The sequence below is a fragment of the Sphingobacterium corticis genome (assembly GCF_042684745.1).
GTDB classification, from domain to species: Bacteria; Bacteroidota; Bacteroidia; order Sphingobacteriales; family Sphingobacteriaceae; genus Sphingobacterium; species Sphingobacterium corticis.
The window spans coordinates 736,814-755,926 of sequence record NZ_JBHUMA010000004.1 but is presented as its reverse complement, the minus strand read 5'-3'; the positions used below and the strand labels follow the sequence as shown (position 1 = coordinate 755,926).

Annotated in this window: 17 protein-coding genes and 1 tRNA gene; 2 read left to right on the top strand and 16 right to left on the bottom strand. The window is 37.8% G+C overall.

Annotated elements, in window-relative coordinates; all coding sequences use genetic code 11:
- Nucleotides 1–14 precede the first annotated feature (14 nt).
- From ACFSQ3_RS04610 to ACFSQ3_RS04600, 3 genes are all read right to left on the bottom strand, one after another.
- A complete protein-coding gene (locus tag ACFSQ3_RS04610) occupies nt 15–272 on the bottom strand; it encodes a DUF6952 family protein (RefSeq protein WP_380867952.1) in 258 nt (85 codons plus the stop codon).
- Nucleotides 253–567, bottom strand: a complete 315-nt coding sequence (locus ACFSQ3_RS04605) for a thioredoxin family protein (protein WP_380867950.1) — start codon at nt 565–567, stop codon at nt 253–255. Before ACFSQ3_RS04605 ends, ACFSQ3_RS04610 begins: the two co-directional genes overlap by 20 nt.
- Before the next feature lie 112 nt (nt 568–679).
- On the bottom strand, nt 680–1,312 hold the full coding sequence (locus ACFSQ3_RS04600; RefSeq protein WP_380867949.1) for a peroxiredoxin: 633 nt from the start codon (nt 1,310–1,312) through the stop codon (nt 680–682).
- Nucleotides 1,313–1,513: 201 nt separating this feature from the next.
- On the opposite strand from ACFSQ3_RS04600, the gene ACFSQ3_RS04595 reads away from it, so the two are divergent.
- Nucleotides 1,514–1,585 (top strand) — tRNA-Arg (locus tag ACFSQ3_RS04595).
- A gap of 156 nt (nt 1,586–1,741) precedes the next feature.
- On the opposite strand, the gene ACFSQ3_RS04590 is transcribed toward ACFSQ3_RS04595, so the two are convergent.
- From ACFSQ3_RS04590 to ACFSQ3_RS04580, 3 genes are all read right to left on the bottom strand, one after another.
- Nucleotides 1,742–2,035: a helix-turn-helix domain-containing protein gene (locus ACFSQ3_RS04590; protein WP_380867947.1), complete on the bottom strand. Its 294-nt coding sequence runs from the start codon at nt 2,033–2,035 to the stop codon at nt 1,742–1,744.
- A gap of 173 nt (nt 2,036–2,208) precedes the next feature.
- Nucleotides 2,209–2,667 (bottom strand): hypothetical protein, encoded by a 459-nt coding sequence (locus ACFSQ3_RS04585; RefSeq protein ID WP_380867945.1) that lies wholly within the window; start codon nt 2,665–2,667, stop codon nt 2,209–2,211.
- Nucleotides 2,668–2,728: 61 nt separating this feature from the next.
- Nucleotides 2,729–3,493, bottom strand: a complete 765-nt coding sequence (locus ACFSQ3_RS04580; protein WP_380867944.1) for an agmatine deiminase family protein — start codon at nt 3,491–3,493, stop codon at nt 2,729–2,731.
- Between the two features lie 63 nt (nt 3,494–3,556).
- Between ACFSQ3_RS04580 and ACFSQ3_RS04575 the strand changes: the two genes are divergently transcribed.
- Nucleotides 3,557–4,417, top strand: a complete 861-nt coding sequence (locus tag ACFSQ3_RS04575) for a hypothetical protein (RefSeq protein WP_380867942.1) — start codon at nt 3,557–3,559, stop codon at nt 4,415–4,417.
- 538 nt (nt 4,418–4,955) lie between these two features.
- Here the strand turns inward: ACFSQ3_RS04575 and ACFSQ3_RS04570 are convergent.
- From ACFSQ3_RS04570 to ACFSQ3_RS04525, 10 genes are all read right to left on the bottom strand, one after another.
- Nucleotides 4,956–5,831, bottom strand: coding sequence for a hypothetical protein (locus tag ACFSQ3_RS04570; protein WP_380867941.1), 876 nt, complete (start codon nt 5,829–5,831; stop codon nt 4,956–4,958).
- A gap of 810 nt (nt 5,832–6,641) precedes the next feature.
- Nucleotides 6,642–8,117, bottom strand: coding sequence for a trypsin-like peptidase domain-containing protein (locus ACFSQ3_RS04565; protein WP_380867939.1), 1,476 nt, complete (start codon nt 8,115–8,117; stop codon nt 6,642–6,644).
- A 3-nt stretch (nt 8,118–8,120) separates the two neighbouring features.
- A complete protein-coding gene (locus ACFSQ3_RS04560) occupies nt 8,121–8,687 on the bottom strand; it encodes a TlpA family protein disulfide reductase (RefSeq protein ID WP_380867937.1) in 567 nt (188 codons plus the stop codon).
- Complete coding sequence (locus ACFSQ3_RS04555; RefSeq protein WP_380867936.1) at nt 8,656–9,618, bottom strand: hypothetical protein; 963 nt, start codon at nt 9,616–9,618, stop codon at nt 8,656–8,658. The genes ACFSQ3_RS04560 and ACFSQ3_RS04555 overlap by 32 nt, the downstream gene beginning before the upstream one ends.
- Before the next feature lie 62 nt (nt 9,619–9,680).
- Nucleotides 9,681–11,180 (bottom strand): PKD-like family lipoprotein, encoded by a 1,500-nt coding sequence (locus ACFSQ3_RS04550; protein ID WP_380867934.1) that lies wholly within the window; start codon nt 11,178–11,180, stop codon nt 9,681–9,683.
- A gap of 3 nt (nt 11,181–11,183) precedes the next feature.
- Nucleotides 11,184–11,900: a DUF4843 domain-containing protein gene (locus ACFSQ3_RS04545; protein ID WP_380867932.1), complete on the bottom strand. Its 717-nt coding sequence runs from the start codon at nt 11,898–11,900 to the stop codon at nt 11,184–11,186.
- 5 nt (nt 11,901–11,905) lie between these two features.
- Nucleotides 11,906–13,315 (bottom strand): RagB/SusD family nutrient uptake outer membrane protein, encoded by a 1,410-nt coding sequence (locus ACFSQ3_RS04540; protein WP_380867931.1) that lies wholly within the window; start codon nt 13,313–13,315, stop codon nt 11,906–11,908.
- A 13-nt stretch (nt 13,316–13,328) separates the two neighbouring features.
- Complete coding sequence (locus ACFSQ3_RS04535) at nt 13,329–16,637, bottom strand: SusC/RagA family TonB-linked outer membrane protein (protein ID WP_380867929.1); 3,309 nt, start codon at nt 16,635–16,637, stop codon at nt 13,329–13,331.
- Nucleotides 16,638–16,699: 62 nt separating this feature from the next.
- Entirely contained in the window at nt 16,700–17,929 is a 1,230-nt protein-coding gene (locus tag ACFSQ3_RS04530; RefSeq protein WP_380867927.1) for a FecR family protein, read from the bottom strand.
- 145 nt (nt 17,930–18,074) lie between these two features.
- On the bottom strand, nt 18,075–18,668 hold the full coding sequence (locus tag ACFSQ3_RS04525; protein WP_380867924.1) for an RNA polymerase sigma factor: 594 nt from the start codon (nt 18,666–18,668) through the stop codon (nt 18,075–18,077).
- Nucleotides 18,669–19,113 lie beyond the last annotated feature (445 nt).

Genomic DNA, 19,113 nt, shown 5'->3' with positions numbered 1-19,113 from the left:
TGTGGAAAACGCTCCTAGCGATCAATGGAACCCATTACGCGTTGCATAAAAGAATTTACGGCATCTTTTGGCGTCTGCCCTTCTTTGATTAGCTTATCGACTTCGACTGCGCCATACATATTGGAGATCAACTCGCCAATCACGTCCAACTCTTCATCTTTCAGCGTAGAAACTTCCGTTAAAGCTTCTAACGTTTCAATGGTTTCCAATACGAAGTCCACATCGTTCTCCGCAATGAAATTCGTCAGGTGCTTAATTACTGGTAACTTCATTTAACAAATCTACTAAGCCATCAATTTTGTTTGTTTGCACTTGGTTTACCAATTTTCCGTTGCTGAACGCCGCGAAAGTAGGTAGGTTATCTACGTTGGCCAATTTTCTGGATTCTGGAAATTTTTCCGCATCTACAATGACGAAAGCTACATTTTCGTTCTCGCCAGACAACTTTTTGAACTTCGGTTTCATAATACGGCAGTTGCCACACCATGAAGCTGAAAACTGAACCAAAACGGTATCGTTGCTGTTTATTACTTCTTGTAAATTGTCGGTATCTAATTCTTGTAACATAATATCTAAATCTAAAGGGTACAAAAATGGCCGACTAAAAGGTGTTACTGTATGCAGAAACGTGTTTTAGTCGGCCTTGATTTTAACTCGTTCGGCCGAATGGCGAATGGTATTAGTTGCTCGCCAAGTAAGAAGCTACGCCATCACGTGTTGCGTTCATTGCTTCTTTACCTTCTTCCCAGTTTGCTGGACAAACCTCACCATGTTTTTGCACGTGTGTGTATGCGTCAATCAAACGGATGTATTCTTTTACATTACGTCCTAATGGCATATCGTTTACCGACTCGTGGAATACTTTTCCAGTTTCGTCGATCAAGTAAGTTGCACGGTAAGTAACCGCAGAACCTTCCACCAATGTTCCGTATTCTGGGTGCTCCACTTCGTTCATTTCTAAGATGCCTAAAACGCTAGATAAGTTGCGGTTTGTGTCTGCAATAATTGGGTACTCAACACCTTCGATACCGCCGTTATCTTTTGCTGTGTTCAACCATGCAAAGTGCACTTCGTTGGTGTCGCAAGATGCGCCAATAACGATTGTATTGCGTTTTTCCAATTCAGCAACTTCTGCTTGGAAAGCGTGCAATTCTGTAGGGCAAACGAAAGTGAAATCTTTCGGATACCAGAATAAAAGTACTTTTTTGTTTTCTTGTTGTGCTTTTTCAAACACGTTCAAGGAGATGTAATCCCCCATATAATCGATTGCGTCTACTGTAATGTTCGGGAAGTTTTTACCTACAAAGCTCATAGTTAATCTATTTTGTTTTCTTAATAATTTTCGTTGCACAAAAGTACGTATAAATACCGCTGTAACCACATCGAATTTATCAATATCATATCGAGAACATCTATAGTTTGTGGGACAAGTTATTGCTAAGCGCTATCGCGTAGAATTTTATCGGTTCACTTGATATTGGTGGCAATTTTTCAAATCTTTGTAACTACTCTTGGCCCCGTAGTTCAACGGATAGAATAGGTGTTTCCTAAACATTAGATAGCAGTTCGATTCTGCTCGGGGCTACAAATTTTTAAAGAAATCGTGATTTACTTCGATTTAAACGCGATCTTCAAAAATCCTCATACATCGTTAAAATACAGTTCGCAAAAAGCGATAAAACATCGAGATTTTAAGAATTTCTTTCACTGTCCAGGATTCTAAAGATTTCTCTCAACATAGTTACTTCACAATAAACATTGCTTCTAGCATATCTTTTACTTTAGGAAATAAATCTTGATATGCGTTTCTATTTTCTTCTGGTATATCGTCAATCGAAGTTGACATAATGTACAGGATTGATTCATTAATATTTAATGCTTGACAAATCTTATCTAAGGTTTGCTGAGTAGGTCTTTTTTTTCCTAGCTCAATTTGCGATAAAGAAGTTTGCGTAATTCCTGCTATTGAGGAAAGCTCTATTTGACTATAATTAGCAGATTGTCTAAGTTGTTTAATAGTTTTTCCAATATTCATTTTAAGTATCCTTAAACAGTTTATATAGAATAACGGTAATGTCAGCTATCCTTTTGCCGACTTCCCATTTGTCTGTTTTTTTAGATTTATTATTGAAATCATCTTCTTTAGAAGATTCTACAATTTTTTTTAATATCAACAATTCCTCTCTAATATCTTTTGGCACTCTCTTTTTAGAAAGAAGGTTGTTTAATGAGTCTAGTATTATATTTTTCATGAATGGCTAATTTATTTTTAACTGAAATAGATAACTTAATAAGTTTATATGCAGGAAATAAATTAGTACCAGATTCATCATCATTATTAATGAAAAGAGTAGTAGAAACGAATAGCTTGATATTTGCCCTGAAATCAATGATGTAATTTTTTAGGCTTTGTACTTTACATCTATATTTTATACAGTAAAGATTTTGGAGTTTTCTTTTTATTGACTTTTTAAGATTTTTAGAATTTTTGAATGCATAGTAATCACGAAGAATTTTGTCTTGATAGAATGAGAAAAACATAGAATCTTCAAGCTCGTACAGAAATTCGTAACGGTCTAAATAATCTACTTTCTCGTAAGCATCCTCTAAAATTCTAATTTCAGAATTTAAAAGAATCCAATTCTTTGCGACCTCGTTATCAATCATGAAATACCCTATTTATTACCCAAAGTTACTAATATATTTTTATATAATACTAATTAGTTATTTAATGAGTATAGCTTAAGCAATGCAATGACCCGCCAAATTGAGATAGCAAATCACAATTAACAGATTCAACCTTGTATCCCGCATGCTCGTAGATTTCCCTGTTGGCTTGATTGTAGAAGATTGTTTCTCTTTTAGTAGGCAAACTATATTGGGGAAGTATAACAGTATCATTCAGTATTAAATTATTAATGTAGATCCCTTTTGATACTGAATAGCAACCGCTTCGTTTTTTCTTTTTACAGTTACATCTAATGTTTTGATCTACTGGTCTGTCAAAAACCCGTATGGTTTCAAGCCCACTATTTTGGACCTGAGAGACTAACTCTTCCAAATAGACATTGTCTTCTTGAAGGAACGCCATATTGGGATATTTACTTATCGCGAGTGTTTTCTTGTTAATAAATGACGCATACCCATCAACATGTCCAATTACATCTTCTTTTTGGCGGGGTATAATCACAGGTTTCACATCGAGATAGTCTTCAATAATTCTTTCAATGTAGTAGCGATTAAATGTTGGATTATCTTCAATAACCTTCGATGTTAATAGTCCATACTCCCCGTTGCTAACTAAATTTCCACCATCCCATATCAATGGAATATCAATTATAGCATTATCCATAAATGTGGTTATAACTTCTCTTGAAAGCGTATTTATTTTCTTGAAGTAGCTCCATCTATACCGATAATCGCAATACATTGGAAAATAAATAGGCTTTACCAATTTATTACCATTGATAAAGCTAAGCAGTCCCTTAGCCAAATTTCATCCCAATCTTTAATAATGATTGTTTCGATCTTTCTGTCATTGTCTAACTTTTGATATATGGTAGCCTTACCTGTTTTTGGTAAGGCTACCAAACAAATAAATGAAAAATTTAAGTTCGGTGATTACCCAGCATTTTGCAAAGAATATGATGGTTATAATACCTTAAAAGAAATGTTGCAACAAGTTGAATCTCTACACAAAGAATTACTTACGTATTCGAGCTCTCAAATTCGTAACAAAAACCTTCAGGCAGATTTAGTGATCAAGGAGTTGTTTCTTGCCGCAAAAGTTTTAGATATTTCGGCCGACCTTTATGAAAAGGCAAAGCGAAGAGTTGTTTTAGGGAATCCGCCTGGCAAGAATGGTAGTTATGGTGACGCGATTAATTGGGAAATAATATTATACAACTCTGATCTTTTTGACGACTTACATATTGTTGCGAATGATAAAGATTATTTTTCCATATTAGATAAGCAAGCGATAAATCCATTTCTAGAGCTTGAATATACTGAACATACAATTGGAGAAATCACATGCTATAGATCTTTAACTTCGTTTTTCAAGGCAAAATATCCAAAGTTGTCTCTACAGGTAGAGCAAGAAAAGGATGAAATAATATCAAACCTTGTAAATAGTCAAAATTTTGCAACCACCAGAAGGGAATTAGAAAGACTGAAAAAATATGATATGTACTCATCTCAGCAAGCGTCAAATCTTATCGTAGCGTGCTTAGAAAACTCACAAATAAGCAGGATTCTAGGTGACGAAGATATAAAACTTCAGATTTCGGAATTTGTGTTTAAGCATTCGTATTTATTAGACGAGGAAACTTTAACTTATTACAATCAGGAGTGGAATGAAAGATTTCCTGATGACCTATATAGTCCAAATCCGCTCGAGGATCATTGGCCTTTCTAGAGAAATATATAATCTTGCAGACGAATAATGGATATTATTTTTTGGTAAGAATAAAATAGAAGTCGAGAATATTTGAGATGTTACTCGTTATAATATGAATGAGAATGAAGATGCTAAAATACAGCCCAACAATGCCCGCGTATGTGGGACATTGTTGAGAGAAGAAAAAAGGGTATAACAAGTTAAAAAGCAATAACAGACTTTCTATGAAAATGAGGTAAGACATTTTGATTAACAAACTTTTATACAGACTGACTTCAGAGCCGTATAGTGTCACGCCCTTGAGATACTGAAATTTAATCTCTTCGATGTTTGAGTTATTAGCTGAAATTAAGAGTGTAAAAATTGCAACAGTAAATCCTACCAGTAAGCTTAAAGTGCTAATCGAGTTATCGATGAATTTTTCCATATACCAGAATATATTAACACCTAATCTACAAATAATCGATCCTGTTAAAAGGATTGCAATTGAGAAGCTCGTTACCAGTGATGGAAGCTTCGTGATTTTAAAATATTCTAATACTATTAATATCCACATCTACTCTAATTCCTCGCTTAGATATTTAAGAATCGTGATAATTTCAGTTGATATAACCTCGCCAGTAGTTGGATTGAGGGAGACAGACTCTGTGCTAATTTTTTCGATAAAGGACGTGTCAATCACGACCTTGCCATCGCTTTCATTAGTTCCTTCAACTCTGACCTTCGATATCTTCTCATCTGTAGAAAAGGCATTAAAAAAATCAAGTGCCGTTTCTTTAATGTTTTCTTGTTTCTTTGCTCGCGTAGTCAATTCTACGTCTCTCTGTAATGATATTCTTCTATTTGAAAAGTTCAAGCAATCGCTTCCTAAAAGTTGCTTATCAAAGTATACCTTTGCTATTTTAACCCTTTTAAGAGCATTTACTTCATCGATAAAATTGTCTTTTGCAATTTTATAAAATACTATAGAATAGCCTTTCTTTTTTCCGATCGATTCTACATACTTTTTTGTAAACCTATCAATGTATTCTACTATCTGATTAGTGCTGATACCATGTCCGTTGGTTTCTACCAAGAGAAAGACTTCATCCAAAGTAATTTTTATCAAAAAATGTGTTTTTTCGACCTCGCCTTCCGTAATAGTTTTTGGACTTTTTCTCTCAAGACCTGTTTTACTATCAATTAAACTCGGTCTGAATGAGTGTCTTGCACTTTTAAAAAATCCTGTGACTATATTTTTGTCAATGTCTAATGATGAAAGAAAACAAAATCGATCACCTTTCAGGTTAAACATTTTATCTAACGTTTTTAATTTATTTACATGTTCTAGTGTATTCGTTATATCATGAAAAGGGGATTCATCCTTATCAGCTCGCCACACACGTTTTATCAAAGTATTGTATGTAATCTTTCTGTCTTTTTCTGCCGCCATTAGGTTAGTTGGTTTTTGTTCTTAAAAATAAGAAATATCATACAGAATCTCATACAATTTTATCTCATGTCATAAATTATTATTTGACTTAAGCTATGAATTCTTAAAATCCATTGAAGCCATAAAATTTTAGCATTTCCTAACACTATATTACCAGTAGAAAATCATTATAGAAAAGTGAATTCTGCTCGGGGCTACAAATTTTTAAAGAAATCGTGATTTACTTCGATTTAAACGCGATCTTCAAAAATCCTCATACATCGTTAAAATATAGTTCGCAAAAAGCTTCAAGTCATCAAGAGTTTGAGAATTTTTTTTCATTATTCAAGATGCTCAAGATTCCCTTCGATATTCAAGAGGTAAAACTATGGCAGGGTAGCTAGCTAGGATAAGATTACACCGCAACTTATAAAGCATGGGGCGGATTTCGATGTGTTTCTAGAGTATACTTGAGTGTTGACCTCCTAAAACATGACTATTAGGATAAATAAGGTCCGCTATCTTAACGAACCGAAATACATGGCCTACATGAAATTTTTGAAATTTTACAAGATAAGTAAACCAGCAAGCGTACCCTGATTAAGAAGCTTGCCGGTTTAACCATTTTATTTCATCGATGAACACTGAAATGCTAATCAATGGAAATGCTATACGGGTATCGCGTCGAGTAATTTATAAAACATAATGTCTGCATCACTAGTCTTCAGATCTACGAACGAAGGTCAAAATGATAAAGTTATTACCATACCTATGCATTTCTTAGCGTGCAACACAGTTGTCTTTTCTATCGGCGACAAATAGAGATAGGTTCTATTTATTTAGCGTTTTTACCATCTCTATCTTCGTAGAAATTTCACTTACTATTTTCTCAATGTCACTTCCACTTCCAGCAGTTTGGAATCGGATGTATCCCTCTTTATCAATGATGATTTTATTAGGAATTCCTTCCACGCCATAGGCTTTTGTTATAGATGAATTTGCGTCAACCATTTCGTCAAATAATACGTTGAATGTATAACCATTCTGTTTTATAAAAGATTTGACCTGATCCATGTAATTTTCACCTCTCTCCCAACAATCAATAAAGAGAAACTCCACTTCCGGATCATTTTTATAACGATCTACCGCCGCCTGCATGCCTGGAAAGGAGCGGATGCATGGTTGACACCATGTTGCCCAAAAATCTAGCACGACTACTTTTCCTTTTAGATTCGACAACTTCACTACTTTTCCTTCCATGTTTTTCAGTGAAAAATCTGCTGCAGGCTTTTTAACCATCTCATCCCTATATTTTGTTTTTGAGGCCGCCTGATCGACTGGTTTAATCATATCCGGTGAGGGCGGAGTTACCTGGCTATCCAAAAATGATACGCTATTTCCGTTGTTGGATACACCTGCTCGAAGATTTTCTAATAATTTCGACAGGGACTCTACTGGGATAGTATTTTTTAAGACCATTTGCACACTTTTCCCTGGATCGTTGTATTGTATCGTCTTTGTACTAGAAACGGTACCTGCGATATTGCCATATCCATCTAATACTGGCCCGCCACTAGCACCTGCTGCATAATCTGCCGATATGGCCATTACGTCATATAGTTTGTTGTTTTGCGGATGATTATTTTGATCTTGAAATTTGGCGTTGACAATCCCCTTAGTAAAAAAGTAATACATGCCTCTCGGGTGCCCTAGTACGTAGACATCTTCTCCGATAGATGCTCCACCAGACAGCCCCAGAGCAGGGAATCTTTCGCCATTCGTTGCTAGTTTTAAAATCGCGAGATCATCCAGTTCTGATATGGCGAGCACTTTCTCGACGGGATAGCTACGTCCATCATAAAGTCGTACGAGTAACGCAAGCGGTTTATTTCCGTCCGTCATGTTAACAAACCCATCTACGACGTGCGCGTTAGTAACAACAATACCCTCTTCGCCAATAATATATCCTGTAGCATTGTTAACATGTGTATTCGAACAACGCGGGCATAGATAAGCACTGCCGACAATTACCGTAGAAGCTAAAGCTTTTTGGTAAATCGCTGGTGAAGTGAGCTTCTTTTTTGCAGGTTTGGCTAATTTAACATGAGTGGCTTTTGGGCTTGCAATTGATTCCCTCAGCTGATCTAGTGATCCGAATTTTTTTAATGAAATAATTGAATCGGCGGCGGAAACAAAAGGTTGCGTAATTTCGACCATATTATTCCTAAATTGTTGCGCTTGGGAACATAGTGTTATGGCAACCAATAAAATTGTCCCTATAACTTGCTTTATCTTTAAAAATATCATCCTTTATCCTTTTTTAGAAAATTCAATCATTGCGGAAAGCTCCTTTACCGCTTTTTTGGCATCAGCCGAGAAACCTGAAGCACTGAAACGAATTTGACCCTGCGGATCAATAATAAATTTTGCCGGGATACCACTCACTTTGTATGCAGAAGCAGTTGAACTTTGTTTGGTTTCCGGGTTTCGGAGATCCATCAGCACATCGAAAGTATAGTTGTTGGCTGTGACGTAATCTTTTGCATCTTTGGTTGGATTTGTACTCCCCTTATCCCAAGTATGCAGAAAAAGAAAGCGTACGTTTGGATCGTCTTTGTATTTATCAACGGCCATCTGCATGGATGGGAAAGAAGCCTTACAGGGGCCGCACCATGTTGCCCAAAAATCCAAAACGACGACTTTTCCTCTTAAGTCACTAAGTTTGATTGTCTTTCCATCTACATCTTTTAACTCAAAATCTGGTGCAATTTGGTTAATAGCGTGTTTAGCAACCTCTGCTTGAACTCGCTCATCTTCAACCCGATTCAAACCTTCGTAAAAACTATCAAATCCGTCTGCGCTCCCGTTTGCTGCCAAGTAGGTCTGTCTTAAATGATCTGTAATCACTTGTGAAGTGGAACCCGAAAGCAACGCGTTTTCCACGAATGGAAAAGCTTCTTTGAAACGGTTTGTATATAGCAATGCATACATATATTGATTTTCTATTAATTAAAAAAAGAGATCGTTCTTCCGTCGGATCCGATTTTAACTTTTTATACATATCGGCAGCAATTACATAACCTTTTTCAGGATCACTACCTTTTAATAGAGCATCAACGTAGCTATTCGTGGCGTTGTAATAATTACTTTTAGCTCGCTTTAAAAGATTTGAATCAGATCCACCTTCCGCTAACATTTGATCGAGTGATTTTTTGTTCTCTTCCATACCACCCTTCAGATATTTCGCTGCGATATCGGGATTCGTACGGATCATTCCTTCGGCAACCAGACTATAAATAAACTCTTTGCTTACCGGGTTTCCTTTCCCATCTACAGCCGACCTTGCGTAGATATTTGCATATTTTGTCATATTAGCTTCGTTACCCACATTTGCAAAATCTTGTGCCATCATAAAGGGCAAATAACCAAACTCTTCATCTGGGCGCTCTTCCGCCATTTTCGAGAATAAGCGATCCCTTTCGAGGAGATCAGGTTCGCCAGTTATTTTCTCAATCATAGTCTGCTTTGCCATACTTCCTCGCGGAAATTTTTGTAATATAACCGCTTTCAGCTTATCTGCACGTTCTTGATCTGCATTTTTAATAAAGTATTGATAAGCGATAAGATGGTCGTCTTCTTGCTCGCCCGTCGTTAGTCTGTCTAGTTCTTTCTGAAGGGAATCAGCATTCTTGATAGCATTTAGTGCTTCCAAATGCTCTTTCATAGGGTTAGTTGTGTGTGGCCGTTGTGCTTCAGCACAAAATGCAACCAACATCATCATCACAACTACTAAAGTTGCTTTTTTCATTTTATTATTAACTTTTTGAAATGTTAAACCTTGATGTCTAATTGACTGTGGATTCAGATATTCTATATTGGATTTCGGTAATCTAATGAAACGATATTCCCGAATCCAGTAAAAGTCTTTGGCTTTCGGGAAGTGTCCAAATCTCCAAGACTATTTAGATAGATATAATGCACTTCTCCCTTTTCTCCATTATTTAAAGCTATTGCCAATAGTTTGTTATGTTGTTCTTGAAGTGACGCAAGCTGTATGTAACTGCGATTCTTTAGTTTAAACATTTTTAGATCAGATATCTCCCTATCAGAAGGAAACTCGTAGATCAGACTTACTGCACCGGAACTAGCATCGATTCGATAAATTTTATTTCTTGATGCATAATATGCGTGACGAAACGCTCCTGAAGCGGTAAATCCTCTCAAATCGTCGACTTCTGGGACTTGTGGCAAACTTCTATAGAAACTTGACCTAAAACCAGTATTGATATTAAACGAATAGATATAATAGCCGTTGTCGTCCCGCATCAAACTAAGATAATCATATCCTCGTGTGTAGTCAGCCGCAATCATCGTTTTGCCAACATTGTTCATGTTAAAGTAGCCATCCGTTCCGGGAGTTGCTCCATTGGCCTTATTAGCTACATAGACTGAACGTGTATTATAAGCGGCGGTCAAAAACCGTTTTTTCAGGTTGTCGTAATAATAGGCAGTAATGAATTCGCCTGGGAATGAAAATGGAAACAAACTGTAATCACCTTCAATACGATCAGAAAATTTACGGGCAGGAGTATAGCCTGGGTTAAACGGCCCCGCTGCCATAAGCAAATCTCCACCATTAATTAAGTGTAAATCTGTCAACAATGGTGTGCCATCAAAATATGGTTTGGAAGTGAATGAGATGCGGTCGTAGAATGATTCGTTCAGATCTGTGATCTGTACAAAATCATCCGGGTTGAATATGGTTAGTCCGGCATCGTTAAAATATAGAATCTGGTTTAGAGATTCCTCTGCACCGAATCCAGTATTTACTGCCGAGATTGCTGCTACAGCTTTACCCGGGTATTTTTGGTGATTGATATCTTCCAACGGAGTCATAAAAACTTCATCATCCATCCGGATGAACGACAAACGACCTTGATTTCCTACGTTATTGGCTACGAGCCATCCTTCATAAAAAGCACCTTGAATGGTTACGTAATTCCGTACGGTATGTTTAACACCTGTTTGATCGTCGATGACAGAAAACGACAGATAATATCCGTCGTCAGGCTTTGCACCAATCGGTTCATTTAGATTTCTTTCTGTAGATATAACCTCCGGTGGCATATTGTTCGAGAACAGTATCCATTCATACGAGTAGCTCTTCTGAGGTTCTAGCCCCTCGATTTCTGGACTAATCCGCACCGTATCCAGCTGGAATATAACAATAGTAGAATCCAGCGGGAAAGTGGTTTTAAAACCGCTTACGGTTTTCAAATCTGGATTAAATTCGGGTTTATCCTTATTACAGCCGAACAATAGTAGGAAGGCTGCGAAACATATATAAATACAAATTTTCATAAAATTCATTTTCTAAAAACTAACGTTCTGTCCATTCTCGTCTATCAACGGACCGTTTTCTGCTACATATTCTTGCAGTTTTTTCCGGAACCGGAGACGTGTGTTCAGTAATTCAGAGCTTGTAAGTTGGGAGAAATCGCTAATGCCGTAAACCGTTAACATAAATTGAAATTTCACTTCGCTGTAGCTACCCCAGCCGTAACTATTTGAAAGATTATCCCAATAGGCTGGTTTTGCTAAAAAATCACTGATATGTATTTTAAAAGCCGGAATACTGAAGGAATTGCCGATTTCCTGCCCTAAAGCTGCTACAGTAAAGTGTTCGTTTGGCATAGGCGCTACGATTAAAGTTTTGGTGCTCCTTTTTAATTCTGGAGAACGAAGCAGAATTACTGGATATTTTAGGGTAACGGAATCAGCCGGCCAAGTAATGGACGGCAATTCGTATTCAACTCCTTTTGTCGCCGTTGTCCCTGCGGCAGCAGACAGCTGTAGCCAGCGATCGTAAGACCTTTTAGCACCTTGCAAGCGCAGATTTACCCAAACGGTATCTTTCTCTATAGTGCCCAATTTAAATGCAAAAGAGTAGTTCACACTATCTGCAGCGTATTGTTCGCGATAAATCGAAATTGCATCCGGTCCTTCATAAAACATAATTTCGTCTCTAGAACAGGAAACAAGCCAGGCGAATAAAGAAATAAAAACAACTATGATATTTTTAATGGACATACTCTTTAATAATTTGGGTTAAACTCTAATTCATCATCTGGTATAGGTAGCCGATATATCGCTGGACTTACAGAACCGTTATAAAACATTATCTGGTCGTATTTCAGTCTTTTATAATAATAAAATAATTGACCCTCCGCGTAAAATTCTTTCTGATATTCCTTGGTTATCTCATTTTGTAAATATTCATCGGTGAGATTATTTGGATTCAAAATTGGGATATTTCGACCTTCATGTCTTACCTTGTTGAGGTATTCCAATTTTTCTGTCGGCGTTTCGGCCGTCTCAGCTGCTATGTAATACATTTCGGAAATACGTATCAAAGGGACAAGCTGATCTAAGCGATTTTGGGCTAATGTACCCGTGTTGGTCTGCCAGAATTTGGAGGGAAACGTAAATCCACCGCTAGTTTCAAAAAGGTTCTGACGTCGAAGATCTGTCGAACTGTTCTCATATATTTGATCTAACTCGACTAGAGGACGTGTCATCCCAGTACTTATGTTTCCATTGAACACGAAATAGAGATCTTCTGCCCAAGTTGCTATCTCACGGACGCGGAGGGCGAAAATTAGCTCCGATTTGAATAACCTATCTTTGCTGGCTGGAGCGCCTCCCACTGTACTATGCACTACGAAAGGGAACTGTTGAGATTCGAGAACTTCTTTAGCAGCATTGTAAGCTCCGGATTTGTCGTTCTTATAAAGTTTTATCCTAGCTTGCAACGCCTTTACTCCATAGTAGTTTAATTTAATTTGTCGATTTACCGTGCCCTCTAAAACTATAGGGTCGGATTTTTTTAATAGTACGGCTGCTTCTTCTAAATCTTCCAAAGCAAAACGGATAACCTCGTCGGTTGTCGACGGGATAGTAGAAAGATGATCGATGGAAGTCCGATATGGTATCGCTTTTTCACTTGCTCCGATGTCGTAAATTGGGCCGAACAATCGTAGTAACTCAAAGTGCAGATATGCGCGTAGTCCTAACGTTTCTCCTTTAATGAGGTCATAGGCCTCTGGATTTAGGGTATTGCTATTGGTTTGAAGATGTTTTAAGATGTTGTTGGTACCTGCTATTGCTGTATAACTGGCCTTCCATATCTGATTGGCGAATAGCATGACTTCTCCCGAAGTATAATCGTATCTAGATGTAGAATAAAAGGGCGACTGCGTGGAGGTTATGCTGTAATTTTGTCCTAATGCGGATACAAAACCCATAGATAGCCTATCCCCATAAAGCTCGCGGCTGGCCATGTTTGCATAAATACCAGCCAGCGCTTGTTGAAAGCCAATCTCAGATTCGAACATCTCGTCCTCAGAAAGACTCGACTTGGGGGCTATATCTAGATATTTTTCACAGCTGACAAAAGTCAGGGTCAGCAGTAGGATGAGATAGGTATATTGATATGTTTTTTTCATAATAGCGTTCTTTTTATAGGCCTAAACGAAAAGAAAGAGAGAACGTGCGAGCGAATGGATTGCTTGTGCCACGTTCTATTTCTATAGAGCTAATCTGCAGCAGATCATTGGTAATGGCAGCTACGCGCAGAGATCTTATACCTGCCCGTTTTAGCCAAGCGTTTTGGTAAAAATTGTATCCGAGAGAAAGGGAACTCAACGTGAGAATATTATTATCCTGAACAAAACGAGAGGTTACACGTGTAGGAGTGTTATTAAGTTGAATTCTTCTAAATTGGCTCTCATCACCTGGACCAGACCATCCCAGATCATAGGCTCGCCTGTCCACGTTTAGTTGCGGGTTGACGGATTCTACACGATCTATCAATGTTTGGTTGTAGAGCTGGCCACCAAATTGCGCATTAAACACTACGCCCATTTCGATTCCCTTGTACATGAGGTTACTACCGAAATTCCCATTCCATTTAGGGATGCTGATACCATAGGCCACCTTGTCGGCAGCATTCCAAGTAAATGTCTGTTCACCACTCCGGGTAAGATAGATCTCTGACCCTGTAGCCGGATCAATACCTAAGGAACGAACGACAAAGATAGCGTTAACGGACTGTCCCTCTTCGAATAGAATGTTGGGTACTGTCTGTGCTCCATTCCCTTCATTCAAACGATCATTAGACGCTTTAAGTCGGCTAGATAGTTCCTTCAGTACATTTTTATTGGTGGCGCCATTTGCAAATACAGTCCATAGTGTGCCATTGGTTTTATTTTCCAATAATTTATATCTGGTACTAAACTCGAATCCACGATTTTGAATTTTGCCCATATTCTCTGCATAGCTTGAAAAGCCAGTAGAAGGTGCTAAGCTGATTTGTGTCAATGCATTAGCTGTGATTTCTTGATAGAGATCTATCCTTAGATCCAGTTTTTCTTGCCATAACAATACATCTAATCCAAGGTTGAGTTTGTATACATTCTGCCAAGTCAGTAGTTTGTTTCCTAAATTTGTAATACCAGCACCTAACTCATCGTAATAAATATTCCCAACACCAAAACCGTATCGGGTCTGTGCGCCATAAGCTGGAATATTTAAAGATCCTGTGGTACCGTAGCTTCCTCGTAATTTTAAACGGTTGACGCTGCTATTTTGAAGGAAAAATTTTTCGTTGTGAATATTCCATCCGAGACCTACGGACCAAAATGTTCCGAAGCGTCGATCGGCTCCATATTGCGATGAACCATCTTGTTTAAGGGAAACATCTGCCAAGAAACGGTTGTCGTAGCTATAGTTTCCGTTGTAAAGAAGCCCAACGCGTCTTATCGTACTTTCGTCGCCGGTTGGTCTCCCGTTCTCCTGGTATTGTGCTGCAAATAATAAGTTATCTAACCGTTCATAAGGAAAACCTTCGGCTACGATCCGCTTGTAACTGTCAGTAGAACTAGAAAAGTTGATTGCAGCAGTAGAATACCATTGGTGTATACCTCTGTTTAAATTATAGTTTATCGTTGTCAAACTTTCATAACTGGACTGTTCGTCGTTTTGTGCAGTATAACTACCTCTCCGGTTGACATCCGTAATGGTTTCGAAACGGCTATCCTGTGCAGAAAAGAATTGATCGTTTCCTCCGCGTTGCTGCGTAAGACTTAACCTCGATTCAATATAAAATGCACTGTGGAAGTTGTAACGAACTTGAAAATTGTTAGTAAAGCCAGAATATTTATTTTGGTTTACGGAGTTTAGCGTTGCATTGTACAAGGGATTACGATGTCTAAAGGACTGACCCCATACCGTCAGATCTTCTAAATATGGTTGTACATTCCCATCAGTATCGTATGGAGTCCAATATGGATTCTTGGATAGATAATCACTAAAGTTACCATAGGGCGACTCATTTGATATATTGCTATACACCCGAATGGAATTTTGAAACTGTAGTTTTTTTACCAAATATGTAAGGTCAAACTGTCCAGAATAATTTTTTCGGTCTTGACCACGCATTACTCCTTGTTGCAAATCTGCTGCGGCCATTATATTATAACGTATATTTTGATCTCCACCTTGCAGATTTACCGAAGTACGGTTGTTAAGGCCGACCTGACTAGGTATTCGTTTCCAATCCGTATCGATTCCACTTTGTATATTGGAAAGCCGAGAATTGCGTAACGCTTGGGATCGATAGTAATTTTGACCGGTTTCGAACTGGTTATACATTCCTATTCGATCTTCAAAATCTAGCTTCTCCGTGGCGTTCAGGTAATTGTATACGGAAAGGTTAGGTGTTGATAGCCGGAAGTCGTTGTTAACGTTGACGAATATCTTTCCGGGCTTAGGGACGATAGTATTTACTGCCATAACTCCATTAGCTCCTCTAGAACCATAGATGGCGGTAGCGGAAGCGTCTCTGAGGATGGTGACACTGGCTATCATATTCATATCCAAATCCACTATTCGCTGTAGGTTTACCTCAAAACCATCTAAGATAAATAGCGGTAAATTGGCTGCTGCCGAAAGCTCTCCTCCAAGATTTGGAAATGAATTTTGTCCGCGCAGCTGAATATCTGGTAGCTGGTTGATGTTGCCGCCCAGCACGTTGTCCACATTAATCCTAAACGATGGATCAATTGCTGCGATTCCAGAGAAAATATTATTGACGGAAATCTGTTTAATCTCATCCGCAGAGATTGTTCGGGAAGAGCCCGTGAAACTTTCTGCATTGCGATTAAAGATTCCTGTTACAACAACTTCTCCAATGTTTTCCGTTTTTTCAGTAAGTTCGATCTGGTAGTTTATACCTGCAGTAATCGGTATATGTTGTCTATCGTATCCCATATAGCTTACTTGCAGTTCTTGCGCATACTCGGGAACGTTGAAAATAAAATTGCCTCGATTATCTGTGTGCGTATAAATATTCTTTTCTGCAAAAACGATATTTGCTCCTACGATAGGTTGCTTAGTTAACGCATCAATCACGGCACCTTGCAAGGTGCGTTGTTCAGCCTTTTCCTCATCAATAAGGATGATCGTCTGATTTTTAAAAACATAAATTACCCCCGTGCTACTATTAAAGTATTGGTTCAATGCTTCAATAACATTAGCATTATTAAATCTTGGGCTTACCTTTTTACTGAAATCTACTTTAGTTGATGTAAATACAAAGTCGTAACCGGTTTGATTTCGAATTTCAGACAGAAATTCATTTAATGTGATGTTTTTTTTGTCGATAGTAATACGTTTAGTTTGTGCTTGTGTCTCGGTAAGCCAACATAATAAAGTAATAATGGTGAAAAAGATCCTAAAGGAATTTTTTAGGAAAATACTTCTATACATATTTAACGTTAGTTAGTTTTTAGAATTAATTTGATTTGGTTATCCATAAATAGGTAAATGTATTACTTCATCACGCGTACCTCCTTTCCTCTGATTTCGAATTTTAGCTGACTTGTTTTTTCCAGTATCTCCAGGACTTCAGATAATTTTTTCCTACGTGACATCTGGCCCCAAAGCGGGTTTGTCTGAAATTCATTTTCATATACGATATCGACATCGTACCATCTGCCAATTTGCCTTAAGACAGCTTCGAAAGGTACATTTTCAAAATAAAATAGGTTATTTCTCCATGCAAGATCCATTTCTAGGTTCGCAATCCCCATTGCAAGCCCATTCTCATCTAATACAGCCAATTCAGAAGGCTTTAGTAACACTTCCGATCCCGCTAACAGCTCCTTTATCTTAACGCTTCCTTCTACTAACGTAGTCTTAATATTCTCATCATCTGGATAGGCGGACAAATTGAAAGCTGTTCCATATACGCGTATTTCTTGATTTTTGAAACCTATGTGGCTGCTCACGACGAATTGTCGAGAACTATCCCGAGCGACGTCAAAATAAGCTTCTCCCTCGAACGACACACGCCTTTCGTTAGTGTCAAATACGGCTGGAAAACTTAGCTTCGAATCGGAGTTTAAATGTACTATCGTACCATCGTTTAGGACAATTTTAAATGTTCCGCCACGTGGCGTTTTGATCGTATGGATCTGTTTTGTAAACCGGCTATTATTGGATGCAGCATATACCCTCAACGTATCTTCTCCAGAGCGCTCGATAATGACACCCTTATTTTCAATCGATTCCCGCAACTTAAGTTTTTCAAGCTCAAATTTTTGTCCATCTGCTAATTCAAGGATGGCGACATCCTTTGCAGGGGTATGATCGCTTATCACCTTAGGATAGGGCTCGGTTAAGCTATCATTTACTATTTCTTTTTTAGCTACAAATTTGATCTTACTTGTTACCTCTTCTTGCGTTACTTTCCAGAATATGGAAACTAATACAGCTATGAAAACCGCCGCAATGCTTGTCCATTTCCAGTACATCGGTGTGACCGAAGGGCGTGGGCTCTCAAGTGATTTAATGGCGCTGAGAATCTGTTCCTGTTTTTCAGGCGCTACGTCAACGATTTCTTTTTCTTTGTAAAAAGCATTTAGGAGTTCTTCGCTTAAGTTGTCATCCTCTTTTGTTTCTAAAAAATAGGAATACAATTCATTTCGTTCTGCCAGTGTTTCCTGTTTGGATAAACAGCGATCCATCAGATATCTTAATCTACTTTCGTTCGAATCCATTATAAGGGCAATTTATCAACCGAGTTGAAGTGCAAAAATTTCAGCTATTCAAGTCTGTTTTTACAAAAAAGACAGTTTTTGCTTTGCTTGTTTATTGAAATGACAATTCGGCGAGTGGTTTGGGGGGGCTTAGATAAAAAAAATATTAAAAATATTTTAACAGGAAGTGAAGGAGTAAAACAAAAGGAACATCTTTCATTTTAGCGAGGCAATATGCTCTTATGCTTTTCATTGCTTGATCAAGATTCCACTTAACCGTTTCCGGCGAAACTTTCAGCAATGCAGCTGCTTCATGTCTTTTGAGATGTTGTTCTTTAATAAGCTGATAGGTTTCACGTTGCTTTGGGGGGAGTCGCTCTATCGCCTCTTCTAGCATATTTCTAAATTCCTTATCCTGCAACAAGTAGTCAGCTTCCGGATAAATACGTATTAGAGCTGCCTTTGCCTCTTCTTGCGCGTAAGCTTTATAATTATCTCGTTTTTTAACGATATTCAATGTAATATTTCTAGCCAGTATATATAGCCAAGCTTCGAAGTTGTCAATAGTCGTTAGCAGATGTTTGTTTAGCCAAACTTTTACGAAAGTGTCCTGCACGATATCTTCCGCCATCCACTCATTATCAGCGACTCTGAGCGCCGTGGTATAAATGTTTGGGCGGTACATATCAAATAGGGTTTTAAACGCCCCTTCGTCGCCCTCGGAAACCTTTGCCAAGATGGATTTCAAGACTTCTGCCATTTCGTTATTGACGGTACTTTAAACAAAAGTAAATTATATGTTTAGATTAATAGGTTCTAGCTTGCTGAATTGATATAGATGTCTGAGGAACGAGCGCTACACTATAGAATTTCTATGCATTGTTTCCTGAATTATCAACTAATTAAAAAATTACATAATTACCGATTACATGAGTTCTCAAATATATAAAATAAAATAAAGACTACTTCTTTAATAGATTTAATTTTTGTGCAAACATGAAGAAATAAAGCTTGGATAGTTTTTTATCATACACTTAAAATTAAATATAATCTATCTTTTACCTAGTACAGCTTATCGAAAATATAGTGATATAGGACGAAAATTTAGCTCCTAATTGCTTATATCATGAGTAGGTAGTTCGTTTTTCATCTGTATTAGTGGTTTATCATGTTTTCGATCGGATTGTCTACCGCAGACACAACGA

Bases quoted from the DNA above. Each gene is read 5' to 3' on its own strand.
- ACFSQ3_RS04555 (WP_380867936.1), bottom strand. From the start codon at position 9,618: ATGAAAAAAGCAACTTTAGTAGTTGTGATGATGATGTTGGTTGCATTT.
- ACFSQ3_RS04600 (WP_380867949.1), bottom strand. From the start codon at position 1,312: ATGAGCTTTGTAGGTAAAAACTTCCCGAACATTACAGTAGACGCAATC.
- ACFSQ3_RS04535 (WP_380867929.1), bottom strand. From the start codon at position 16,637: ATGTATAGAAGTATTTTCCTAAAAAATTCCTTTAGGATCTTTTTCACC.
- ACFSQ3_RS04525 (WP_380867924.1), bottom strand. From the start codon at position 18,668: ATGGCAGAAGTCTTGAAATCCATCTTGGCAAAGGTTTCCGAGGGCGAC.
- ACFSQ3_RS04540 (WP_380867931.1), bottom strand. From the start codon at position 13,315: ATGAAAAAAACATATCAATATACCTATCTCATCCTACTGCTGACCCTG.
- ACFSQ3_RS04545 (WP_380867932.1), bottom strand. From the start codon at position 11,900: ATGTCCATTAAAAATATCATAGTTGTTTTTATTTCTTTATTCGCCTGG.
- ACFSQ3_RS04585 (WP_380867945.1), bottom strand. From the start codon at position 2,667: ATGATTGATAACGAGGTCGCAAAGAATTGGATTCTTTTAAATTCTGAA.
- ACFSQ3_RS04610 (WP_380867952.1), bottom strand. From the start codon at position 272: ATGAAGTTACCAGTAATTAAGCACCTGACGAATTTCATTGCGGAGAAC.
- ACFSQ3_RS04605 (WP_380867950.1), bottom strand. From the start codon at position 567: ATGTTACAAGAATTAGATACCGACAATTTACAAGAAGTAATAAACAGC.
- ACFSQ3_RS04575 (WP_380867942.1), top strand. From the start codon at position 3,557: ATGGTAGCCTTACCTGTTTTTGGTAAGGCTACCAAACAAATAAATGAA.
- ACFSQ3_RS04550 (WP_380867934.1), bottom strand. From the start codon at position 11,180: ATGAATTTTATGAAAATTTGTATTTATATATGTTTCGCAGCCTTCCTA.
- ACFSQ3_RS04570 (WP_380867941.1), bottom strand. From the start codon at position 5,831: ATGGCGGCAGAAAAAGACAGAAAGATTACATACAATACTTTGATAAAA.
- ACFSQ3_RS04565 (WP_380867939.1), bottom strand. From the start codon at position 8,117: ATGATATTTTTAAAGATAAAGCAAGTTATAGGGACAATTTTATTGGTT.
- ACFSQ3_RS04530 (WP_380867927.1), bottom strand. From the start codon at position 17,929: ATGGATTCGAACGAAAGTAGATTAAGATATCTGATGGATCGCTGTTTA.
- ACFSQ3_RS04590 (WP_380867947.1), bottom strand. From the start codon at position 2,035: ATGAATATTGGAAAAACTATTAAACAACTTAGACAATCTGCTAATTAT.